The organism is Marinifilum sp. RC60d5 (assembly GCF_052400665.1).
Classification (GTDB): domain Bacteria; phylum Bacteroidota; class Bacteroidia; order Bacteroidales; family Marinifilaceae; genus JBQTGK01.
Window position 1 is genome coordinate 174,810 of record NZ_JBQTGK010000001.1, and the last position, 24,251, is coordinate 199,060.

General features: G+C 35.5%; 17 protein-coding genes. All 17 read right to left on the reverse strand.

Annotated elements, in window-relative coordinates:
- Positions 1-262: 262 nt before the first annotated feature.
- Positions 263-3,538, reverse strand: coding sequence for a S41 family peptidase (locus ACT3CE_RS00710; RefSeq protein ID WP_444707846.1), 3,276 nt, complete (start codon positions 3,536-3,538; stop codon positions 263-265).
- Positions 3,539-3,822: 284 nt separating this feature from the next.
- Complete coding sequence (locus tag ACT3CE_RS00715; protein ID WP_444707847.1) at positions 3,823-5,898, reverse strand: glycoside hydrolase family 97 protein; 2,076 nt, start codon at positions 5,896-5,898, stop codon at positions 3,823-3,825.
- A 218-nt stretch (positions 5,899-6,116) separates the two neighbouring features.
- Entirely contained in the window at positions 6,117-7,730 is a 1,614-nt protein-coding gene (locus ACT3CE_RS00720; protein WP_444707848.1) for a DUF6377 domain-containing protein, read from the reverse strand.
- A 129-nt stretch (positions 7,731-7,859) separates the two neighbouring features.
- Positions 7,860-9,119 carry a threonine ammonia-lyase IlvA gene (gene ilvA, locus ACT3CE_RS00725; RefSeq protein WP_444707849.1) on the reverse strand — a complete coding sequence of 420 codons (1,260 nt, stop codon included), beginning with the start codon at positions 9,117-9,119 and terminating at the stop codon, positions 7,860-7,862.
- 79 nt (positions 9,120-9,198) lie between these two features.
- Positions 9,199-10,269 carry a 3-isopropylmalate dehydrogenase gene (gene leuB, locus ACT3CE_RS00730; RefSeq protein WP_444707850.1) on the reverse strand — a complete coding sequence of 357 codons (1,071 nt, stop codon included), beginning with the start codon at positions 10,267-10,269 and terminating at the stop codon, positions 9,199-9,201.
- A gap of 65 nt (positions 10,270-10,334) precedes the next feature.
- On the reverse strand, positions 10,335-11,900 hold the full coding sequence (locus ACT3CE_RS00735; RefSeq protein ID WP_444707851.1) for an alpha-isopropylmalate synthase regulatory domain-containing protein: 1,566 nt from the start codon (positions 11,898-11,900) through the stop codon (positions 10,335-10,337).
- A gap of 137 nt (positions 11,901-12,037) precedes the next feature.
- On the reverse strand, positions 12,038-12,619 hold the full coding sequence (leuD, locus tag ACT3CE_RS00740) for a 3-isopropylmalate dehydratase small subunit (RefSeq protein WP_444707852.1): 582 nt from the start codon (positions 12,617-12,619) through the stop codon (positions 12,038-12,040).
- Positions 12,620-12,688: 69 nt separating this feature from the next.
- Positions 12,689-14,089, reverse strand: coding sequence for a 3-isopropylmalate dehydratase large subunit (leuC, locus tag ACT3CE_RS00745; protein WP_444707853.1), 1,401 nt, complete (start codon positions 14,087-14,089; stop codon positions 12,689-12,691).
- A 116-nt stretch (positions 14,090-14,205) separates the two neighbouring features.
- Complete coding sequence (locus ACT3CE_RS00750; protein WP_444707854.1) at positions 14,206-15,702, reverse strand: 2-isopropylmalate synthase; 1,497 nt, start codon at positions 15,700-15,702, stop codon at positions 14,206-14,208.
- 577 nt (positions 15,703-16,279) lie between these two features.
- Positions 16,280-17,326, reverse strand: a complete 1,047-nt coding sequence (gene ilvC, locus ACT3CE_RS00755; protein ID WP_444707855.1) for a ketol-acid reductoisomerase — start codon at positions 17,324-17,326, stop codon at positions 16,280-16,282.
- Positions 17,327-17,430: 104 nt separating this feature from the next.
- Positions 17,431-17,946, reverse strand: coding sequence for an acetolactate synthase small subunit (ilvN, locus tag ACT3CE_RS00760; RefSeq protein ID WP_320118613.1), 516 nt, complete (start codon positions 17,944-17,946; stop codon positions 17,431-17,433).
- Positions 17,947-18,048: 102 nt separating this feature from the next.
- Entirely contained in the window at positions 18,049-19,785 is a 1,737-nt protein-coding gene (gene ilvB / locus ACT3CE_RS00765; protein ID WP_444707856.1) for a biosynthetic-type acetolactate synthase large subunit, read from the reverse strand.
- 144 nt (positions 19,786-19,929) lie between these two features.
- A complete protein-coding gene (gene ilvD / locus ACT3CE_RS00770; protein ID WP_444707857.1) occupies positions 19,930-21,765 on the reverse strand; it encodes a dihydroxy-acid dehydratase in 1,836 nt (611 codons plus the stop codon).
- Between the two features lie 834 nt (positions 21,766-22,599).
- A complete protein-coding gene (locus tag ACT3CE_RS00775) occupies positions 22,600-22,836 on the reverse strand; it encodes a hypothetical protein (protein WP_444707858.1) in 237 nt (78 codons plus the stop codon).
- Positions 22,837-22,926: 90 nt separating this feature from the next.
- Positions 22,927-23,289: a hypothetical protein gene (locus ACT3CE_RS00780; protein ID WP_444707859.1), complete on the reverse strand. Its 363-nt coding sequence runs from the start codon at positions 23,287-23,289 to the stop codon at positions 22,927-22,929.
- Positions 23,290-23,349: 60 nt separating this feature from the next.
- Positions 23,350-23,616 carry a YtxH domain-containing protein gene (locus tag ACT3CE_RS00785; protein WP_444707860.1) on the reverse strand — a complete coding sequence of 89 codons (267 nt, stop codon included), beginning with the start codon at positions 23,614-23,616 and terminating at the stop codon, positions 23,350-23,352.
- Positions 23,617-23,848: 232 nt separating this feature from the next.
- Entirely contained in the window at positions 23,849-24,220 is a 372-nt protein-coding gene (locus tag ACT3CE_RS00790; protein WP_444707861.1) for a NifB/NifX family molybdenum-iron cluster-binding protein, read from the reverse strand.
- Positions 24,221-24,251: the final 31 nt, after the last annotated feature.

Here is a 24,251-nt window from a genome sequence, read left to right on the forward strand (position 1 = left end):
TAATTATGCTCAATTGATTTTCACTTTTTAGTCGTAATCTAATTTTTACATGTTTTAATTAGATTTTTGTGGGACAAAAATTAGTTAAGGTAATTGCAATAAAACCTCCTCTATAATTAATTTTGAAAAGAATAATTTGAACAAGAACTCTTACAACTTTTAATAAACTTTAGAAAAATACATAAGTATATTCTAACAAAAAAAAGGAGCATCAAACGACGCTCCTTTACTATGATATCAGCCTTTATTGAATAAATTTTAATTATTTCACATCTTCTTCGATCCATTCGGAACGATTTGGATCTGCTGGTGCGCTTATGTTTTTCTTAGGTGTATTTTCCAATTCTTTTAACAGCTCTTCTACTGCTTTTTTAATACACGGATCAATACCTTTGGCAACCAAATGTGGCTCATCGTATACTTCAATATCAGGATATACCCCAACACCTTCGATAATCCATTTCTGATTTTCATCAAAAATACCAAAACGAGGAACAGCAATATAACCGCCATCAACTAAACCAGCATTGCCCGACATACCAACTAATCCACCCCAGGTACGGGTTCCGATTAATTTTCCAAGGCCTTTCTTTCTGAAGTAATATGGAAAAGCATCTCCTCCCGATGAAGAATATGAATTAATCAACATGGCTTTGGGTCCGTCATGAGCAACACCTGGAGTTTGAGAAGCCTCTAATCCTCTACGATGCCAGTACGACAAAACATCTCTGTCGAGCAAATCAGCCATGTGATCTGGAATAAATCCTCCACCATTATAACGGTCATCAATAATTAAAGCCTCTTTATTGTGATAAGCATACATGCCCCGGTGTAATTCCCGGTTTCCTTCCACTGCCGTATTGGGAACGTGAATATAGCCAATTCTGCCATTCGATAATTTACTTACCATCTCGCGACGCTCGTTCACCCAATTTAGATACATTAATTCCAACTCACTTGCAATGGGCTTAATGGTATATGTTCTTGCACCTTCAAAACTTGGTTTACTATTAACCGTAATCTCAAGCATTTTTCCAACCTGATTTTCCAGATACAAATAAGGATTTACATCTGTACTTAAATTATGCCCATTAATACTAAGCAAATAATCACCTTCGCTCACCTTTACACCTTGCTCCGTTAAAGGAGAACGTCTGCTAGGATTCCAGTTTTCACCCTCAAATATTTTTGAGATAATATATTTCTTATTACCAAGATCAGCTTTAAGCTTTGCGCCCAACAATCCGGTTTCCACGGATTTTACCTTCTCAAAATCGCCATAATTCACATAAGCGTGACCAGTATTGGTTTCCGAAATAATCTCCCCTAAAATATAATCCAAATCAGCACGATGACTAACATAAGGCATTAACAAATTGTAGTTTGCTTTAATCTGAGCCCAATCTACACCATGCATATTTTCCACATAATAATAATCACGGAAAATACGCCATCCATCTGTATAAATCTGATTCCACTCTTTAACAGGATCTATTTTCATATCTAAATCATCCAAAGATAATTTTCCAGCATCTGGCTCTTGTCTTGCCGATAAATCGGTAATACCATAAGTGGAACCTGTACGATACATGATTTTATTAGCATTTCCTGACAGCAAATAGTCTGAAACACGATCAAAAATCACCTCATCTTTTTCCTTTTTAATATTGTAACTATGCAAACTACCATTTGTAGTGTAAAGAATTCCTCCTTCAATAGCATTTAAATTGCCATAATTACCCGATGAAAATGGGAAAGCAGTAATACGATTTGTGATGCCATCAAAATCAATCTCTACCTTTAATTTTTCTTCTTTAACTTCTTCTTTTTTTCCTTTTTTATTTGATTTAGGAGCTTCTTTTATTTCTTCTTTAAACTCTTCAACATCGTTCTTTAGAGGAAACAACTTAGGACCATCAGCTTTTAAAGCCATTGCAAAAATCCGAGTCGCTCTATTGTATAAATAATTAAATTCAAAGCTTGAGAAACTCAGGTTAAAATCTCGGTTAGAGGTAAAGAAAATAAAGTTTCCATCAGTTGAGAATACTGGTTCCGAATCGCTAAAAGTATCATCAGTAAGCTGAGTATTCCTGCCTGTAGATATTTCATGTACCCAAACTGCTCCCTGATCGTTTTTACTGTTCTTAACGTATGTAATCCACCTGGAATCAGGAGAAAAATTATAGTTATCAATTTCGCTTCTGGAAGCTACATCGGCCACTTTAACAATGCCTGTTTCAACGTTAAGATATTTTAATTTTAAACTACGATCGAAGAATAGCAAATATTTACTATTTGGCGACCATTTTGCATCGTACATCCAAGCCGTAGAACCTGTAGTAATTTGCTTTGCCTTCGCACCCTTTTTATTTTCTAAAAGGTAAATTTCATATTCCCCACTTGCATCAGAATAGTAAGAAATGTATTTTCCATTTGGCGACCAGCTTGGCGAAGTTTCTCTTACGCCTTGTGTTTGTGTTAGGTTTATGCTTGGACCATTTTTAGCTGGAACTGAAAAAATATCGCCACGAGCATCGAACAAGGCACGCTTGCCCGATGGGGAAACTGCCATTCCGTTAATAAAATCCTTTACATTTTTGAAGTAAGGAAGAATATTAGGATTATCGAAGTTGATATTTACAATTACGCGCTCCTCCTTACCTGTTTCCAGATTTAACTTAAACAACTGTCCTCCATTCTCATAAACCAACAGTCCGTTTTCCCCTGAAGGCCACATCACATCAAAAGTTTTGTGATGAGTCATTTGACTAATTTCTTTGGTAGCCAAATCGTATTTATAGATATTTAACTTTAGATCGCGATCGGAAGCAAAGTAAATAGCATTTTTATACCACGATGGAATTTGATCTGACCCTACAAATTTTGTAATTCTCTCCGACTGATCATTCTCTAAATCGTAAATCCATAAATCAGCAGCACGACCACCTTTATAGCGCTTCCAAGTTCTAAATTCTCTACTGATTGGTGCAAAACACATTTTTTTAGCATCAGGAGAAAATACACCAAATCCACCTTCAGGAATTTGCAATGGCTGTTCTAGTCCGCCATTAATACTCACCTTATAATAAGTACCATTTCGCTCACCAAAAGCAGTACGATTCATACGAACCAATATAGATTTGCTATCTGGTGTCCAGTCTAAAATAGCATTATCGAATCCTCCACGTGGAGGCATCATTTTAACCGAATTATAGTAAGTTAATTGTTTTGGAGTTCCTCCTGTGGCAGGCATTACATATACCTGTCTACTACCAGAATATTCTGCAGAAAAAGCAATCCATCTTCCATCAGGCGATATTTTAGGAAACAATTCCAATCCTTTGTGGGAAGTTAATCGTTTGGCATCGCCTCCATTTGAATCTACAGTCCAAATATCGCCTGCATATACAAAAGCAATTAAATTTTTGTTCACATCAGGATAACGCATTAAACGCACATCCTTTTTTGCAAAAGCACTTCCCATGGTTCCCAACAGGACAAAACAAAATGCTGCAATTCTTACATTCAATTTTAACATTGTAATTTATAGTTAGTAAATTAATATTGTTTGGTGTAAAACTTATCCTTTCTAAAAATAGAAAGTCTTGATTTTAAGTAGCATGTTAATTTATCTTCATAAAATTAAGTATGCGTGAAGCTACAAAAAAAGTGACATTCCTAAAAATATGGAATGCCACTTTTAAATTATTATACCAATTCGCATTAAAAATAAGGCCTATCAGCGCAAGCTTGCTATTAATTGATATATATTGGCATTATACCTGCGTGCATATATTTCAAAATGGTATAAAACTTTAAATATTATAATTCGATTAAACTAATAGCAGCTCCTCCACCTTCTGCCAAATGAAACTCTAAATTAGATTCACTGCTTACTTCTTTAGTAAGAACCTGAAACTCGGTAGGATTATTATTCCAATGTGCATTTTTGCCATCTAAATAAAGAGTTGCTTTGTATTTCTTTCCTTCCGTAAGAAAATCCAGTTTAATATTCATATCGCGAGCATTTTCATCGGTAATAGAACCAATAAACCAATTTTCCGATTCACGATCTTTACGTGCAATGGTAACAAAATCGCCAACTTCTCCATTAAGTACTTTGCTGGTTTCCCAGTTAACGGCCACATCGCGAATAAACTGAAAAGCCTCATTGCCTTTGTAATTTTCAATTAAATCGGGTACCATCTGAATTGGGCTGTTAATTACCACATATAATGCCAACTGCTGTGCAATAGTTGTATTCACCTGATTATTTGGTTTATGAGGAGTCAATTTGATATTAAAAATTCCTGGAGTATAATCAATCGGTCCGGCTAACATTCTTGTAAATACTACAATTGGCAAATGCTCAGGAGGATTTCCTCCATCGCTGGCCCAGGCATTAAATTCCTGTCCGCGCAAGCCTTCTCGAGCAATCACATTGGGGTAAGTTCTGCGCAAACCAGTTGCCTTAATTGGCTCATGTGCATTAACAGCAACTTTATATTTCGCACCCATTTCAACAGCTCGTCGATAATTATTTACCATCCATTGTCCGTGGTGATATTCTCCTTTCGGGATAATTTTTCCAACATATCCGGTTTTTACCGAATGTATTCCCAAGGAATTCATTAACTGATAGGCCGTATCCATTTGCTGGTTGTAAGTTCGTGGTGCCGCCGATGTTTCGTGATGCATGATTAATTCAACACCTTTTTCTTTTCCGTAACGCACCACTTCTTTCAAATCGTAATCCTTATAAGGAGTCACAAAATCGAATACGCCTTCGCGATCTTCAAAGCCGATCCAATGTTCCCAGCCAGTGTTCCATCCTTCAACCAAAATTCCACCAATAGTATTTTCAGCAGCAAAATCGATCAATTCTTTTGCGTACTTGGTAGTCGCACCATGTTTTCCACTTGCCATATCCCAGGATTTTGTTCCCAGATGCATATCCCACCATATACCAACATATTTCATGGGCTTAAAATAATCAACCGATCCAATTTTATTGGGTTCATTCAGGTTCACAATCAAATCGGATTCTATTAATCCTCCGGCATTTTCAGATATTTGAATGGTTCGCCAGGGAGTAGAAAACGGAAGCTCTCTCTTTACTTTATATCCAGTTCTGTCCGATCCTACCAACCCACTTTCCAGCATCAACTCTTCTTTGTTTACTTTCAAAGTCATGCCTGCGTAATTGGTTAAATTTGCTTCATGAAAACTTAAGTAAACACCCTCTGCTGTTTTCATGGTAACAGGAGTATTTACCGCATTTTCGGGAATCGAAGTCTGCGCTAAATTATCATTTGCGCGTAAAGCAGTTGCATCGATACCTGTAAACTGTGTTGTATGGTACAAATGCTCATAAATATCCCAATCGCCGGGAATCCACCATACTTTATGATCTCCTGTTAAATTGAACTGTGTATTTTCATCGGTAATTATCACTTCAGTCATGGCTTCCTGTTTGGGAAACTCATAACGAAATCCAAGTCCGTCGTTATATACTTTAAACACCAAATTCATTATTCTATTTGGAGCTTTTTCTTCTTTCAAATTAATTAATAACTGATTAAAATTATCTTCAACCACTCTTTTCTCTCCCCATTGCATTTCCCATGTTGACTTACTTGAAGAAAGCTTAGTAGAAACAATTTTCCACCCTTTTTCAATAGATGGCAAATTTTTAAAATCGAAACCCAATGTGGAAGGTTCAATTACTGCTTTTCCATTGAATGAAACCATGTAAGAAGCTTGTCCTTCTATCATACTTAATTGAACGCCAATTTTACCATCGGGCGATTCAACTTTTCTCACTAGTTGTTTATTGGAACAGGATGCCAATATCATTGCCAAACCAGCAATAAGCCAAAAAATTGTTTTAAATTTCATACTTGATTGAAACTAATTGTTAGTAATTAATAATATCCAAACCTTATGTTTTAATTGGTAAGTTCGGAATTTAGTTTCAAAATAAAGACAGAATAAGAGAATTAACTAAATACTAATAAGAAATATAGACTACCCTCCTCGAATCACAGAGTTAAAATAATATAGAACAACAAGTTACACCAAAGAGTATATTTAAAAAATATAGATAATGTATTGAGTTAAACGGATTTTATTTCCATGATTTTTTTCTCAAAATCGTCGTTTAGAACAAAAGAACGATTCTTAATCTTTGTTTTGTAGGTGTAAATAGTATTGACTGAAAAGTTAAGAATACTGGCAATTTTTTCATTGTCGTTTATGCCTAAACGTATCAAAGCAAAAATCCGCAAATCGGTATTTAAACTTTGATTATTTTTTAAAATAATTTTATTTTCCTCTTTAAATAAGAGATTAAATCTATGCACAAAATCGGGAAATAACTTTAGGAAAATACGATCAAAATCTTCGAATAAATATTTGCGTTCCTTCTTCGGATTGTAATTTTTTAATTCACTTTCAATTGCATCGTACTGCTTTGTTATTAACTGTCGGGAAATGGCTTTTTTCATTCCCTCCATTTTCTCGATAAACTGAGAACTAAAATTGAAATAATATCCTACGTACTCTTCCTTAATCTTGCTTACTTCGCGCAAACTTTCATTTACAACTTTCAAATTTTCGTTGCGTTCGATAATTTCTTTTCTGGCTCTTTTTAATTCCTGCAATTGTTTAAAAAATACCAGAGCCAAAACAATAATTACAAACAATAAAATTAAGATTACAAATCCTACCCTAATAACCTGCTTTTTCTCCTTCTCGAGCTCACCAACTACAGCTGCTTCAATTTCTGGTTGAATAAATGAAATTTCGAGTCTTCTAGCATTACTACCATAAAATTCAGCATCTTTTCTTGCCTCAGAAATATACAAATCAGCTTTCTCCAGGTCTCCTTCGTGAAATAGCATTTCGGCTAACATTTTAGCGGCCAATGTTTCTTTTGTAGCCGATAAAATATCTCCAATAACGGCTTTTTTCATGCACTTTTTTGCCTGCTCTAACTTTCCCAAGCGTCCAAAAGCAACACCCAATCCACTTTGGCAAATTGCTATTTGATGTGGTCCTAAATCAAACTCGTTTACTAACTTTTCGTAATACTTCACAGCTAATTTATCTTCCTGATGATTCAATGCTTTTAAAGCCCGAGCAAGATTGTACTGAAATGAATCAGGATTAGCTTCTCTTACAATTTTTGAAACATATTTATCACCCAACTTACGATATTTTGGAGCATAATATCCCCATCTGGAATTCGATAAATCGTAATATGCCCTATATGTTACCGCAAAAAAATCAATTCTTTTTTGCTGAGATAAATGGGAACTCTTAATTGATTGAAGCGTATCTATAGTTTCTTTGTACAATCCCTTAAGCAATAATACCAAAGCCAAATTCGATTTCGATTCTGCAATTTTTGTTTTATCATTTAATTGATAAGAAAGTTTAAGCGCACGATTTCCATAGTAAAAAGCCGAATCGTAAACAAAATATTCATATTCTTTGGCCAGTTTAGTTAGCAGATCTAGTTTGTTTCTATTTGATGATTGAGTACTGTAAAAGGATAATGAATCGGTTAAAATCTTAATTTTCTCCTTCTTGGCATTATCAATACTATCTTTTAACTGCAAATAATAACTTAAATTCTTTACCTGATTATTAGAACTGTTAAATTGGGAATACGAAGAATTTATTCCGTAAAAAATTAATAAAACTAGAACAAGTAAATTTCGGAGCATCTTTTAGCAGATTAAGTATCTATTGCTCTCAAAAGTATAATATTTCTTTATCATTGAAAAAATGATAAAGAAATAAAAAAGAGCTTATCCAATTAAGAAAAGCTCTCTAATTAAATCGTAAACTTATTTTTAAACTATAAACTGAAACAAATCAGTTTTATCATTTAAGTATTCGAACACAAAATTTCGCTCTGCCATTCGTTTTTGTAATCTCTTTAAATCCTTTGGATTTTGTACTTCAATACCAATAACAGCAGGACCTTTTTCGCGACTGCTTTTTTTGTAGTACTCAAAATGAGTTATATCATCGCCACTATCGAGAACATCGTTAACAAATTCTTTTAAAGCACCCGAACGCTGCGGAAAACGTACCAAAAAATAATGTTTTAAACCTTCAAACAAAAGGCTACGTTCTTTGATCTCTTCCATTCGGGTAATATCGTTATTACTTCCACTAAGCACGCAAACTACATTCTTTCCCTTAATTTTATCTTTCATTAAGTTCAATGCTGCAATGGAAAGTGCTCCGGCTGGTTCTGCAACAATTGCATCTTCGTTATACATTTGAAGAATTGTAGAACAGATTAAACCTTCGGGAACTACCACAACATCATCTAATACTTTTTCGCAAATTTTCCAGGTAAGATCGCCCACTTTTCGTACGGCTGCACCATCAACAAAACGATCAATGCTATCAAGTGCGACATTACAATTCTTCTCAAAAGCTATTTTCATGGAAGGAGCACCTTCTGGTTCGACACCAATAATTTTAGTATTCGGACTAAATTCTTTTATCCATGCACCCACACCAGAAGCTAATCCACCACCTCCAATTGGTAAAAACAGATAATCGATTGGCTCAGTTAATTGTTGCAGTATTTCAAGACCAATGGTTCCTTGTCCTTCTATAATTTTAGGATCGTCGAAAGGATGAATAATGGTTTGAGAATGTTCTTTTGCATCGGCCATTGCTTTAGCAGCAGCATCGTCGAAGGTATCGCCCGACAAAACAATTTCTACAAATTCGCCACCAAACATTTTAACCTGTTTAATTTTTTGACGAGGAGTTGTTTCGGGCATATACACTTTACCAAAACATTTTAGTTTATTACAGGAATAGGCCACTCCCTGAGCATGATTACCCGCACTGGCACAAATAATTCCCTTGGCTAATACTTCTTTTGTTAGAGATGAAATTTTAGTAAAGGCACCTCTAATTTTATAGGAACGAACCAATTGCAGATCTTCCCTTTTTAGGTGAACATTTGCCTGAAACTTGACAGACAAATTCATATTTTTTAAAAGAGGAGCTGTGTGTGCTACCTCCTGAACCACTCTACTTGCTTTTACAATATCCGCCATAAGCGGATAATAATTTTCTTTAGACATATTCCCCCTTTTTAAACTTAAAATAAGCCTGAGGTTAACCAATTTCCTCAGGCTTATGAGCACTTATGATGTGTACTAACTATATATTCGTAATGTAATTTGCCAGCCAATCGCCAACTTCACTTGTTGAGTATGCTTTTTTACCATCGGCAATATCTTCTGTTACTACTCCTGCTTCCAGAGCTTTATCAACAGCTTCGCGAATTAAGGCTCCCTCCTTCATCATGCCAAATGCATATTCAAACATCATGGCAGCTGAAAGAACCGTAGCACAAGGATTAGCTATATTTTTACCTGCTGCTTGCGGATAAGAACCATGAATTGGCTCAAAAACAGAGGTATGAACTCCAATGGATGCTGATGGTAGCATTCCCATAGAACCGGAAATTACACTCGCCTCATCGGTAAGAATATCTCCAAACATATTTTCTGTAACCATTACATCGAAACGTTTTGGCCAGGTAATTAACTGCATTGCTGCATTATCAACAAACATATATTCTACTTCAATTTCTGGAAATTCGGGCTCTATTTTTTGAGCTGTTTCTCTCCATAATCGAGATGTTGCCAACACATTTGCTTTATCTACAATGGTTAACTTTTTACGACGCTTCCCTGCATATTCAAATCCTAAACGCACAATTCTTTCAATCTCTTCTGCTGTATAAACACAAGAATCGTAAGCTGTTTGTCCATCTTCGGAACGCCCTTGAGGACGACCAAAATAAATTCCTCCTGTTAACTCACGAATACACATAAAATCGGCACCATCGACTAATTCTGTTTTTAAAGGCGATTTGTGAATTAATGATTTAAACGTATTTACCGGACGAAGATTAGCATACAAACCCAATTTTTTACGCATGGCTAATAAACCTTGTTCCGGACGAACTTTAGCTGATGGATTATTATCGAACTTAGGATCGCCAATGGCACCAAAAAGAACAGCATCCGATTTCATACACAATTCATGCGTATCAGCAGGATATGGATCTCCTACCTGATCGATGGCAGTAGCACCTACCAGTGCTTCGGTATATTCAAAATCGTGACCAAATTTTTTAGTAATCGCATCGCTTACTTTTCTTGCTTGTTCAACTATTTCCGGACCAATTCCATCGCCGGCCAATACTGCTATTTTATAAGTCATTTTATCTGAAATTTGAGATATGAGTTGTAAGTTTCTAAGAAAATCAACTCATTAAAATATTCATTTTATTTTGTACTGTTTACTAATTGTTTACTACACTTATTATCCTGCTGTTCGAGAAGATTAAGCATTCGGGAAGTTGCCTTTATTGCTGCTTCGAGTTGATCGGGATCCAAACCCCTAGTTTTAAACTCCTTGCCTTTATAATTCCAGGTGATTAGAGTTTCTACCAAAGCATCAGTTTTTCCACCAGGAGGAATACGCACCAAATAATCAGCTAAAATCGGACGATCTTTTCCCATTTTTTCATAAATACTCCATATTGCATTCATAAAAGCGTCGTACTGTCCATCGCCCGAAGCAGTTCCCTCGTGCATTTTTCCATTAATTTCGAGATTAACAGATGCAAAAGGGCGCATTCCTTTCGAAAGAGATAAAGAATAATGTTTAATTTGAATTGGCATTTCCTCAACTGTATGGTTCAATACATCAGAAACGATATAAGGAAGATCGTCGGTTGTTACCCTTTCTTTCTTGTCGCCTAATTCAATTACCCGCTTGGTTACCATTTTCATGATTTCCTCGTCGAGAGTCATGCCCAATTCTTCCAGATTCTTTTTGATATTGGCTTTCCCCGATGTTTTTCCTAGGGCATATTTTCTCTCGCGACCAAATCGTTCGGGCATTAATCGGTTAAAATACAAATCGTCTTTTGAATCACCATCAGCATGCACACCACAGGTTTGAGTAAACACATTTTCGCCAACCAAAGGTTTGTTTGCAGGAATTCTTATGCCCGAAAAAGTTTCTATAATACGGCTAACAGTATTAATTTTTTCTTCGTTTACATTAATCTTACGAGACAAATGATCTTTAACAACGCCTACAACTGATGCAAGCGGCGCATTACCTGCCCGCTCTCCTAATCCGTTAACAGTAGTATGAATTCCATGTACACCTGCAAGCACTGCCGAATACACATTTGCCAATGCCAAATCATAATCGTTATGAGCATGAAAATCGAAATGCAAATTAGGATACCTTTCGCAGCAGGCATAACAAAAATCGAATGATTGAACTTGATTCATAACCCCTAAAGTATCGGGCAACATAAATCTTTTAATATTTTCCTTCTGCAATTCGTCTATTAAATACCAAACGTAATCACGAGAAGTCATCATACCATTGGACCAATCTTCTAAATAAAGATTTACCTCTATTCCCAGACTATTCGCATAGGCAATAGCACTTTTAATATCCTTAACATGTTCTTCTTTCGATTTTTTTAGCTGTCCTTTCAAATGCTTTAAAGAACCTTTAGCCAGTAAATTAACAATTTTAGCTCCACTCTCATAAATCCAATCGATAGATTCTTTTCCATCAATAAAACCCAAAACTTCTATTCTATCTAAACAGTTATTTTCTTTGGCCCATTTGGTAATTCTACGCACTGCTTGAAATTCTCCCTCCGAAACTCTGGCAGAAGCAACCTCTATCCGATCAACTTTTAAGGATTGTAACATTAGTTTTGCAACCCCAAATTTTTCATCAGCATTAAAACTTACTCCGGACGTTTGCTCTCCATCCCGAAGAGTGGTATCCATTATTTCTAAGCTATGCAATTCGTTCATTTTTATTATTCGTTAATGAGTTTTGAATAAATGTTTTAAAGAGTAAGTGAAAAAAATTTGCAAGTGAATACTTCTTCGAAGTATTCTGCAATTTTTCCGTTCCCTAATTTTACTTTAAGAATACCTTACTCCATCATTCAATTCTTCTCAAATTGTACTATATTTTCTTTTTTATCTAAGAGATAATCGATATCATCGAAACCATTCAATAAGCAATTCTTTTTATAAGGATTTATTTCAAATTCCTCTTTTTCACCATTCAAAGAAATGCTTTGTTCCTGAAGATCAATAACAATTTTTTGATTGTTATCTTTCTCAACAGCTTGAAATATTTTATCAAGAAACTCAGCAGAAACAATTACAGGCAAAACCCCATTATTTAATGCATTATTCTTAAAAATATCTGCAAAAAAGCTACTCACAACTACCTTAAATCCGTAATCGTGAACTGCCCATGCGGCATGCTCTCGTGATGATCCGCTACCAAAATTTTTTCCGGCAACAAGAATTTTACCTGAGTAATTAGGCTTATTTAAAACAAAATCTTCAACCGGACTTCCATCGGGAGCAAATCTCCAATCTCTAAAAAGGTTCTCTCCAAAACCTTCGCGGCTGGTTGCTTTTAGGAATCGTGCAGGTATAATCTGATCGGTATCTACATTTTCTACCGGAAGAGGTACATAAGATGATTCCAGTACAGTAAATTTATCTATTGGCATTTTTTTATATTTTGAGCGATTAGCTTACAGCTATCAGCCTTCAGCTAAAAACTATGTATAAATATTTTATTAAAACAATTCTCTAGGATCTGTTATTACTCCTGTAATAGCTGCTGCAGCAGCCGTTAGCGGACTAGCCAGCATTGTTCTTGAACCCGGTCCTTGTCGGCCTTCAAAATTTCTATTTGAAGTAGAAACGCTATACTTTCCTGCCGGAATCTTATCATCGTTCATTGCTAAACATGCCGAACATCCTGGCTGACGCATTTTAAATCCTGCTTCCTCTAAAATTTCTACCAATCCTTCTTTTTGGGCCTGTTTTTCAACTTGCTTCGATCCTGGAACAATCCAAGCTGTTACAGATTCTGCTTTTTGTTTTCCTTTTACAGCCGAAGCAAGAACACGAAGGTCTTCGATTCTTCCATTGGTACAACTGCCTACAAATACATAATCTACTTTTTTGCCCAATAATTTATCGCCCAACTTGTAGCCCATGTAATCCAAAGATTTTTTGAATGTTGGCAATTCACTACTTTCAATATCTTCAGCTTTAGGAATGCTGCCCGAAATTGCTGTTCCCATTCCAGGATTGGTACCGTAAGTAAGCATTGGTTCAATATCCGAAGCCTTAAAAACATACTCTTTATCGAAGGTTGCACCCTCATCGGTTTTTAACTCCTTCCATTTGGCAACAGCTTTAGTCCACTCTTCGCCTTTAGGAGCAAATTCACGTCCTTCTACATAATCAAAAGTAGTTTGATCTGGAGCAATCATTCCTCCACGAGCACCCATTTCGATACTCATATTACAAACTGTCATGCGTCCTTCCATGCTTAGACTACTAACTGCAGAACCTGCATACTCTACAAAATATCCGGTTGCACCGCCAGTTCCCAGCTGCGAAATCACGTAAAGTGTAAGATCTTTAGCTGTAACCCCTTTTTGCAATTTACCCTCAACAGTAATTCGCATTTTTTTAGGTTTAGGCTGCAAAATACACTGAGTTGCCAATACCATTTCAACCTCTGAAGTACCAATACCGAAAGCTACAGCTCCAAAAGCACCATGCGTAGAAGTATGACTATCGCCACAAACCAAAGTCATTCCTGGTTGAGTATGTCCTAATTCGGGACCCACAACATGCACAATTCCATTGTATGGATGATTTAAACCGTAAAGAGTAATATTATTATTTTCACAGTTTGCTGTTAATGTTTCAACCTGCTTTCTCGAAAGCTCGTCTTTAATTGTTAGATGTTGATTTTCGGTAGGAATATTATGATCTGGTGTTGCAATGGTTTTTTCAGGGCGAAACACTTTTAATCCTCTTGCTTCCAGTCCGGCAAAAGCCTGCGGACTTGTAACTTCGTGGATTAAATGTTTGTCGATGTAAAATACGCTAGGACCTCCATCAATCTTCTCAACTACGTGAGCATCCCATACTTTATCAAATAGTGTTTTTGGTTCCATATTTTTATTAAACTGTTAAGCTTGATATTCTCAGTTATGGTGAGCTTATCAATTATTCAATATTAATTTTAATGAGAGCTTCGTAAGTAATAAGCATCTCATGAAATCGAAGATGACTAATAAACAATCTTCGCAAGTGCATCAACCAAAGCTTCGACCGAGGCTGTAATTATATCTACATTCGCGCCAAAACCATAGGCTACTTTTCCATTGTGCTCTACCTGAACATGAACTTTTCCAAGATCATTGCTACCGCGGGTTAGTGCCTGCACAAGGAATTCTCCCAATGTAAATTCCTGAGATATCAGTTTTTTAACAGCAGTAAAACAAGCATCAATAGGTCCATTTCCTTCTGCTGTAGCAGCACAACTTTTCCCTTTAATTTTAAGGTGAACTGTTGCCATTGGGATAGTTGATTTTCCCGAAACGACTTGCAATAATTCCAATTCAACTGATTTTTCAAGATCTTTAGTTTCTCCCATTAACTCTGAAAGATCTTTTTCTGTGATATTCTTTTTTTGATCAGCCATTACCAAAAATCTGCTGTAAGCATCATCCAATTGATCTTTTGATAACTCATAACCCATTTGGCTTAGGTGGTGATTTAAAGCTGCTCTTCCACTTCTGGCTGTTAATACAATTGCAGATTCTTGAATTCCAACATCAGCAGGATCAATAATTTCGTAGTTTTCTCTATTCTTTAAAACTCCATCCTGATGAATACCGGAAGAATGAGCGAAAGCATTTCTACCTACAATTGCTTTATTTGGCTGAACTGGCATGTTCATTAATGAAGAAACCAATCGGCTGGCACCAATAATTTCCTGCGACTTAATATTCGTTAAGAAAGGCAAATCGTGATGAGTTTTCACTGCCATAACTACCTCTTCGAGAGAAGTATTTCCGGCCCTTTCGCCAATACCATTAATGGTTACCTCAACTTGTCGAGCTCCATTAATAACCCCACTTAAGGAGTTTGCTGTTGCCATTCCTAAATCGTTATGACAATGAGTTGATAAAACTGCCTTATGAACATTTGAAACGTTCTCCATCAAATACTTAATTTTAGCACCATACTCCGACGGCAAACAGTAACCTGTTGTATCCGGAATATTTATAACTGTAGCTCCTGCAGCAATAACAGCTTCCACAACTCTTGCCAAATATTCATTATCTGATCTTCCAGCATCTTCGGCATAAAACTCCACATCTTCGACATAACGCTTGGCATATTTTACTGCACGAACAGCACGCTCAAGAATTTCATCGGGGTTAGAATTTAATTTCGATTTGATATGATAAGGTGAGGTTCCTATTCCTGTATGAATTCTTCCTCGTTTTGCAAATTTTAAAGCCTCGGCAGCAACATCAATATCTTTTTCAACAGCACGTGTAAGTGCACAAATTGTAGGATTACTTACTGCTTTAGCTATTTCGACGACCGATTGAAAATCTCCCGGACTTGAAACAGGAAAACCCGCCTCAATAACGTCAACTCCAAGAGCTTCCAGAGTTTTGGCAACTTCAATTTTTTCAATTGTATTAAGCTGACATCCCGGGACTTGTTCACCATCTCTTAAAGTGGTATCGAAAATAAATAATTTATCACTCATATTTCGTGTTTTGTTACGTGATTGACTATTAGTTTTTGTTGAAACACTCCTTTTCTATTGAATAAAAGTATGTTTCGCCGATCATTATTTTATTTGTTCTATCAGACTTACTATTTTTCTGATCGGTATAAAAAAAAAGTTCCTCCATTTTGGAAGAACTTAGTATTATGATCGTTTTCTATATTCAGATTATAACACAGTCTTCCTTATTGATCCATCAAGAATGAGGTCAAGAATGAGAATAAAACTTATAATAATTGAGTTCGGATTCATCTCGATTTTGTTAGCTGTGATTGTTTACTGAGGATTCTCTCAAATCCTTAACAAACCTATAAACTTAAGTCTGTAGTGGAAAACAATAATTCATTCACAATTACGATATTCAAATGCTGTAGCAAATTACTTACACCCAATTATTTTATCGCAAAATCACTAATTAACAAACACTTAAAAACTTCACTCCTTTTAAAAAAATGGGATATTCAAGGCCTATCAGCGTATTAAAAAATGTGAATAGAGTGAATGAGTTCAGAATCTATTTTTAAAGGTTCCATTAACACATTCACTCAATTGCTATTTAGTTGTTTTCCGGACGAAGCTTACGAACAGCAGTACCTGCCTGCCACATTTCGCTCTCACGAAGTTCTTTTAATTCTGCTTCTAATTTTACACGGTAATCTTCTTCGCTATTTGAGTCGATAGAACGCTGTGCTTCATTTCCTGCGGCAACTTCGCTATACAATTTCTCAAAAACAGGTTTTGTGGCATCACGGAAAGGCTTCCACCAGTCTAGCGCACCACGCTGAGCTGTAGTAGATGTATTTGCGTACATCCAATCCATTCCATTTTCTGCTACTAATGGCATTAAACTTTGAGTTAACTCTTCTACAGTCTCATTAAATGCCTCAGAAGGAGTATGTCCATTCGCGCGAAGCACTTCGTATTGAGCAGCAAAAATTCCCTGAATACATCCCATTAATGTTCCACGCTCACCTGTAAGGTCGGAATATACTTCTCTTTTAAATGTAGTTTCGAACAAGTAACCCGAACCCACACCAATACCTAAAGCTACCACTCTATCGAAAGCTTTTCCTGTAGCATCCTGAAAAATTGCATAAGAAGAATTCAGACCACGTCCTTCCAAAAACATTCTTCTTAAACTAGTTCCCGATCCTTTAGGAGCAACCAAAATTACATCAACATCGGCTGGAGGAACAATTCCTGTACGCTCTTTGTATGTGATTCCGAAGCCATGTGAAAAATATAATGCTTTACCTGGTTTCAAATATTTCTTAACTGTTGGCCAAACTGCAATTTGTCCTGCGTCAGATAACAGGTACTGAATAATTGTAGCTCTGTCTAAAGCCTCTTCTATTTCGAAAAGAGTTTCTCCAGGAACCCATCCATCAGCAACAGCTTTATCCCAGGTTTTAGAATCTTTTCGCTGTCCAACAATTACATTAAAACCATTGTCTTTTAAATTTAAAGATTGACCGGGTCCTTGAACTCCGTAACCAATTACTGCAATAGTCTCGTCTTTTAATACTTCGCGAGCTTTTTCCAATGGAAATTCTTCACGAGTTACTACTTGCTCTTCTACGCCGCCAAAATTAATTGTTGCCATTTTATTTCTTTTTAGATATTAGATTTGAGATATAAGATTTCAGATTAAAGAGGCGTGAAAAAGAGTTTCTCACATCACATTTCTCTTATCTCATATCTATTTTATTAATTTGATAATTCTTTTAAATAACTAGTGAACTCTTTCTTCTGACAGGAAACTGCCACTCTACCCGAACGAGCAAACTGTAATACTCCGTATTGTTCCAGTTCATTAAAAAGCTCCTGATTTTCTGCCTTATAACCTACTTTTTCAATAACTAAAAAATCGGGATTTACGGTTAATATTTTGGCATTCTGATTTCTCACCAAGGCTTCTAATTTTCCATTTAGCTTAGACGAATTGGCTATTTTAAACAAAGCAACTTCCTGATGTACTATCTCTTCCTCTTCGAAGTAAAGAGCTTTAAAAACACCTATAATTTTTTCAATTTGTCTAACTACATTTTCAATCAGATTTTCATCGATAAAAGCTACAATCGTATATCGTGATACCCCTTTTACTTCCGACTCGGAAACTGTCAAGCTTTCGATATTAATTTTTCTACGCGAAAAAACGATAGTTACCTCATTTAAAAGACCTATGTTGTTCTCAGAAAAAATCGTTATTGTATATTCTTTCATTTTAATTTAGTATTTAGTAACCAGTATCACGTAAAAAGATGATTTACAATCCATCTAATCACTTATTTATTATTAATTACTTATTCTTAATTACTAATTATTCTATTCAAGTCTCATTTCAGAAACTGCTGCTCCAGGTGCAATCATAGGCAGAACATTACTTTCTGTTTCAACTACTACCTCTAAAAAATAGGCTCCCGGTGTTTCCAACATTTCTTTAATGGCTGCTTGTAAATCTTCTCGTTTACTCACCCTTTTTGCTGTTATTCCATATCCATCAACAATTTTCACAAAATCGGGATTGTCCATTTGTGTATATGAGAATCGCTGATCAAAAAACAAATCCTGCCATTGGCGAACCATTCCTAAGAAAGAATTGTTCAATACAATTGCTTTAACCGGAAGTTTATATTGTCTGATTACGGCCAACTCTTGTATTGTCATTTGAAATCCACCATCACCAGAAACCGAAACAACAGCCGAATCGGGTGCTCCTACTTGCGCACCAATTGCGGCAGGCAAACCAAATCCCATAGTTCCCAATCCTCCTGATGTAACAAGTGTATTTGGGTTTTTAAATTGATAATAGCGAGCACTTGTCATCTGATGCTGACCAACATCGGTACACAAAATAGCTTCTCCATTGGTTTCTTCGGATAAGGTGTTTATCACCTCTGCCATATTAATATTATCACTATTTGAGTGAATTTGATTTTCGATTACTTTATCAAATTCTAACTGATAATAATCGGTAAAAGTCTTCATCCACTCTTTTCTATCACTTCCACTCACCAACTTATTTAATGAATTTAATGCTTGTTTTGCATCAGCCAATACTGGGATATCAACAATTATATTTTTATTGTGCTCCGATCTATCAATATCGATATGAATAATTTTCGCCTGTTTTGCATATTTTGAAGTATCACCAGTAACACGATCATCGAAACGCATTCCTACAGCAATTAAAACATCACATTCGTTGGTATTCATATTAGGACCATAATTCCCATGCATTCCTAACATTCCTACATATAACGGATGATTGGTTGGAAATGCCGATAAGCCCAGTAAAGTACAGGCAACTGGTGCCTGTGTTTTTTCTGCAAACTCAATTAGCTCTTTTTCTGCTCCGGATAACAAAATACCCTGTCCGGCAAGGATTAATGGTTTTTTTGCAGTGTTTATTAATGAGGCCGCTTCTTCGATTTCGGACTGTTTAAGTTTAGGTATTGCCTGATAAGAACGAATTCCTTCGCATTTTTTATAATTATATTCTGCTTTTGCAATCTGTGCATCCTTGGTAATATCAATTAATACTGGCCCCGGACGACCAGAACGGGCAATATAAAAGGCTTTTGCCATTATTTCCCCAATTTCGTCGGCTTTAGTTATCTGGTAATTCCATTTGGTTACCGGCATTGAAAGTCCAACCATATTTGTTTCCTGAAAAGCATCGGTTCCTAATAAACCACTTGCTACCTGACCGGTAATAACTACCATAGGAGTAGAATCCAAATAGGCATCAGCTAAACCGGTAATCACATTGGTTGCTCCCGGGCCCGATGTGGTAAAACACACTCCAACCTTCTTGCTTATTCTGGCATAAGCCTGTGCACTATGCGTAGCTCCTTGTTCGTGGCGCGACATAAAATGCTTTAGCTCTTCCTGATAATCATATAAAGCATCGTATACAGGCATAATCGCTCCTCCAATGTATCCAAACATTGTATCAACACCCTCCTGAATCAAGCTTCGAACTAATATCTCCGCTCCTGATATATTTTCACCGGTACTCTTCATCCCTTTTATATTTTCGGTTTTTGCTGCTATTTCCATAGTGTTTGTTTTATAATATTATCAACACTAAAAAGTTTTTGATTAAATAAAAAACCCCTTTTTGTTCTATCGAACATCCCCTTTATAAAGGGAGAACATGATGTTTTATTTTTTCTTTTATTCTTTTCACCATTTCCTTTAAACTTATAACTGGCGAATAGCTCCTTTATCTGCTGATGAAACCAACTTTGAATAAGCTTGAAGTGCTTTCGACACTTTTCTTCCTCTTCCTCTTGGTGTAAATGCTTTATCGCCAAAGCTCTCTTCCTCTTTTCTTCTTGCTTCTAATTCTTTATTTGAAATACAAATATTTAGCGTTCTATTGGGAATACTAATTTCAATTTGATCTCCTTCTTTTATTAAAGCAATAGCACCTCCTGCTGCTGCTTCGGGCGATACATGCCCAATTGATAATCCTGAAGTTCCTCCTGAAAAACGACCGTCGGTAATCAGAGCACATTTAGCCCCCAATCCCATGGCTTTTAAATAAGAAGTTGGATATAACATTTCCTGCATTCCCGGTCCTCCGGATGGTCCTTCGTAACGAATTACCACAACATCACCAGCATTAACTTTTTTTGTTAAAATTGCTTCGCAAGCTTCTTTTTGCGACTGATATACTTTTGCTACTCCTTTAAAATTAAAGACCTCTTCGGCTACCCCTGCTGTTTTCACTACACAACCATCGGGAGCAATATTTCCGAATAATACAGCCAATCCACCATCTTGTGTGTAGGCATTCTTCATATTACGAATGCAACCATTTTCTCTATCCCGATCTAAATCGGCATACTTTTCGTTCTGAGAAGCCAATTTTAGGTTACGTCCATTTTTCCCCGGAGCCGAATAATAATTCTCTAGAATTTTATCAGATACTTTATCAGAAAAAAGGTTACAATCCTGTAAAGCTGTTTTCAGGTTTGGATAATCAACACGATAGACCTCTGTATTTAATAAACCTCCATTTGCTAATTCCCCCAGAATACTCATAATTCCACCTGCTCGATTTACATCTTCGATATAATATTTTGGAGAATTTGGAGCTACTTTACACAGATTAGGTGTTTTTCGTGATAACTCATCCATATCTTTCATGGTAAAATTCACCTCTGCTTCGTTAGCAATTGCCAATAGGTGAAGTACAGTATTTGTAGATCCTCCCATTGCAATATCCAAGGTCATTGCATTTTTAAAAGCCTCGAAACTTGCTATAGATCTAGGTAAAACTTTATCGTCACCCTCTTTATAGTATTTGTTTGTGATATCAACAATACAAGCGGCTGCATCAATAAATAATTGATTACGATTTTTGTGCGTAGCCAAAACAGTTCCATTGCCAGGTAATGCTAATCCTAAAGCTTCGTTTAAACAATTCATTGAATTTGCTGTAAACATTCCCGAACAAGATCCGCAAGTTGGGCAAGCCGATTCTTCTATTTCCTGCATGCGTTCATCGCTTATGCTATCGTCGCCGGCTTTTACCATTGCATCCACCAAATCTAATCTCTCACCTTTCGATTCTCCTGCCTCCATTGGTCCTCCTGACACAAAAACAGCTGGAATATTTAAACGCATAGCTGCCATCATCATTCCCGGAGTAATTTTATCACAATTGGAAATACAAATCATAGCATCAACCTTGTGTGCATTACATACATACTCAACGCTATCAGCAATCACATCTCTCGAAGGCAAAGAATACAGCATACCATCGTGCCCCATGGCAATACCATCATCAATGGCAATTGTATTAAATTCAGCAGCAAAATATCCTGCTTTTTCAATTTCCTTTTTTACCATCTGACCAACATCTTTAAGATGAACATGTCCTGGCACAAACTGTGAAAATGAATTTACTACTGCAATAACAGGTTTACCAAACATTTCCTCTTTCATGCCATTGGCACGCCAAAGACTTCTGGCTCCGGCCATTCTTCTTCCCTGAGTAGTTTGATTGCTTCTTAGTTGATTTTTATACATTTTGGCTAATACATTAAATAGTTATTTTTTGTTTGTTTTCATTTATCTATCTCTTTTCAATAATAATTGAGATAAAAAAAGCGCCCCTTCCATTAGGAAAGAGCGCTTATAAATTCGTTTGTTGCGAAATTATTGTTTTAGCACATCTTTCCTCACCGTCCTACTAATAATGACGATGGAAATAATAATGACGATAATGACTACCTTAAATGATAACATACAATAACCTGATCAACAAAAAAGCCTCTTCATTTGGAAGAGGCTTATGATATTTTGTAAAATTAATTTCGTTTAATTTAAATATGCTCAGCCTCGATTCGTGTCCAGAAGGACGCGAATAATGACGTTAATAATAATGGCTGAATTAAATTGCATATTTTTTTTACTTGTTTGAATCTTTACAGATTCTTATTGTTTTTAACTTTGTCAACGAACATTTACAATCTCTCTTTCGATCCGATTACGCTAACAAATCTATATGACAAATGTATGTGAAAAAATCAATTATTTCCAATTCTTACGATTCCCAATAGCTTTTTAGATCTAAAAAAAATCTAAATAAGCAACCTATATATCTGCTAATCAGTATTTTTTATTTTAATAGACTTAACATTCAAATGTAATTTTCAATTCATAAAAATCTCACCAATTTTCATTGTTTTTTTTTATGCAAAGCATTGCAAAAACACAAGTTTCATTCAAATCTAATTTTTCCATTCAATTATTCAGCAAAAAAAAATTTTGATTTTTTATTGAGAAAAGAGGCGTTGATCTCTATCAGATTCAAACGCCTCCATTTTGTATTTTACTATATTTATTCACAATACTATATTTCTATTCTTCTAACTTTTGTTCCTGCCTACTTGGCTCTAAATTTGAGTTTCTCCAAATGAATCGAGTTACAAACTTAGCTATGTAACTGCCTACATTATCCTTAATTATATTTTCGAGTCGATAACTATTTCTTGTATTTCGATAAAAATATTTTAGTTTATGATTTACCAACTCTTTTTCAAGGTATAAACGATACCTCTCTCTTTCAATATCTTTAAGTGAATAATAACGCCTCATTTGATCTCTTTTTGTTACAAAATTTAATAGTTATGAACTTTCACAATAAAATACATTTCACAAACTCAAAGTTCGATTAATAAAAACAGTTTACTTTTCTGTTCTATCCTCTGCTTTGTATAAAAATCGATGAAAATACTTAATCAGCGGACGCTCTAATAATGGAGCTCTTAGCAAATAGATGATTAACAACAAAAGCAAGAAAAACAGAGCCACTAAAAAGTAAGCCAAAACATCGTTTTCAAGAATATTTCCAAGCCACATAGCAGCCGAAAATCCCATAAAAATAGATACAAGCATAAATAATACAAGAAATATTGCGGCAAAAGAAATTGCAATAACAAGTCTTATTAATTTTTCGAAACCTGCAAACTTGTAATATTCCACATTGGCATCGAAATATTCTACCAATAACTCTTTTAGCTGCCTGAATTGTTCTGTAATTTTTTCCAATTATTTTTTATTTTAGTACACTGTTTTAAACCAATCTAACTCATTTATACTATCTAAAAACTATACTAACTCCTCTTTTTCCTTTTCAGATTTTCTAAAGTCAGACAATTTTTTTTCAAGCTCTACAATAAGTTCGTCCATCTTTGTACGCATTTTCTCAACACTTTTGTCAAAGGCATCATCTAATTCATCTACCTTTTTTTTCGCTGTCTCTTTTACCTTTTTACGAGTTACTTCCCCTTTATCAGGAGCATACATAACCCCTAATCCAATACCAATAGCACAACCCGCTAACACACCTGCAATAATTCCTCCTGTACTTGACATATCGTATAATTTTTAAATGAAACAATAAAATAAGAATATAATAATCTGAAGTGTAACACTTTATATCAAGTTAAGAAATTTACAGGCATGAGTCAATTTTTTTTATCGGCTAATGATAATTTTTCAATTTATTTTATCTTTTTAAATAATTAAAAGCATCATACAATTACATACAAAAAGAGTCAATATCATAATGATATTGACTCTTTTAAAAATTTTAAATCAAAAAAAATTAATGAGTACAACTATGTCCATCTTCGTGGGTATGACTGCAAGAAGAACCACTATCGCTTACTTGTCCATCAACAAATAATTTTACTACCTCCTGAGCAGTTCCTGAACAACCACGAATTACTTCAATTCCATTTTGATTCAGGACATTAATAGCTCCATTCCCAATTCCGCCTGCAAGCATAACTTTTACACCTGCCTCGGCCAAAACAGATGCAATATTCGACTTGCAACCACACCCTTGTGGCGAATCCATTCTTTCTGCATCAACAATTTCATTGGTTTCGGAAATTGTATAAATATTATAAAACTCACAATGACCAAAATGACCATCGATTTGATTACTGCCTGTAACGGGAACTGCTATTTTCATTTTACTAGATTTCATGATTGATAGAACTGAT

Coding starts and splice junctions, on each gene's coding strand:
- ACT3CE_RS00710 (WP_444707846.1), bottom strand. CDS start 3,538: ATGTTAAAATTGAATGTAAGAATTGCAGCATTTTGTTTTGTCCTGTTG.
- ACT3CE_RS00715 (WP_444707847.1), bottom strand. CDS start 5,898: ATGAAATTTAAAACAATTTTTTGGCTTATTGCTGGTTTGGCAATGATA.
- ACT3CE_RS00720 (WP_444707848.1), bottom strand. CDS start 7,730: ATGCTCCGAAATTTACTTGTTCTAGTTTTATTAATTTTTTACGGAATA.
- ilvA (WP_444707849.1), bottom strand. CDS start 9,119: ATGTCTAAAGAAAATTATTATCCGCTTATGGCGGATATTGTAAAAGCA.
- leuB (WP_444707850.1), bottom strand. CDS start 10,269: ATGACTTATAAAATAGCAGTATTGGCCGGCGATGGAATTGGTCCGGAA.
- ACT3CE_RS00735 (WP_444707851.1), bottom strand. CDS start 11,900: ATGAACGAATTGCATAGCTTAGAAATAATGGATACCACTCTTCGGGAT.
- leuD (WP_444707852.1), bottom strand. CDS start 12,619: ATGCCAATAGATAAATTTACTGTACTGGAATCATCTTATGTACCTCTT.
- leuC (WP_444707853.1), bottom strand. CDS start 14,089: ATGGAACCAAAAACACTATTTGATAAAGTATGGGATGCTCACGTAGTT.
- ACT3CE_RS00750 (WP_444707854.1), bottom strand. CDS start 15,702: ATGAGTGATAAATTATTTATTTTCGATACCACTTTAAGAGATGGTGAA.
- ilvC (WP_444707855.1), bottom strand. CDS start 17,326: ATGGCAACAATTAATTTTGGCGGCGTAGAAGAGCAAGTAGTAACTCGT.
- ilvN (WP_320118613.1), bottom strand. CDS start 17,946: ATGAAAGAATATACAATAACGATTTTTTCTGAGAACAACATAGGTCTT.
- ilvB (WP_444707856.1), bottom strand. CDS start 19,785: ATGGAAATAGCAGCAAAAACCGAAAATATAAAAGGGATGAAGAGTACC.
- ilvD (WP_444707857.1), bottom strand. CDS start 21,765: ATGTATAAAAATCAACTAAGAAGCAATCAAACTACTCAGGGAAGAAGA.
- ACT3CE_RS00775 (WP_444707858.1), bottom strand. CDS start 22,836: ATGAGGCGTTATTATTCACTTAAAGATATTGAAAGAGAGAGGTATCGT.
- ACT3CE_RS00785 (WP_444707860.1), bottom strand. CDS start 23,616: ATGTCAAGTACAGGAGGAATTATTGCAGGTGTGTTAGCGGGTTGTGCT.
- ACT3CE_RS00790 (WP_444707861.1), bottom strand. CDS start 24,220: ATGAAAATAGCAGTTCCCGTTACAGGCAGTAATCAAATCGATGGTCAT.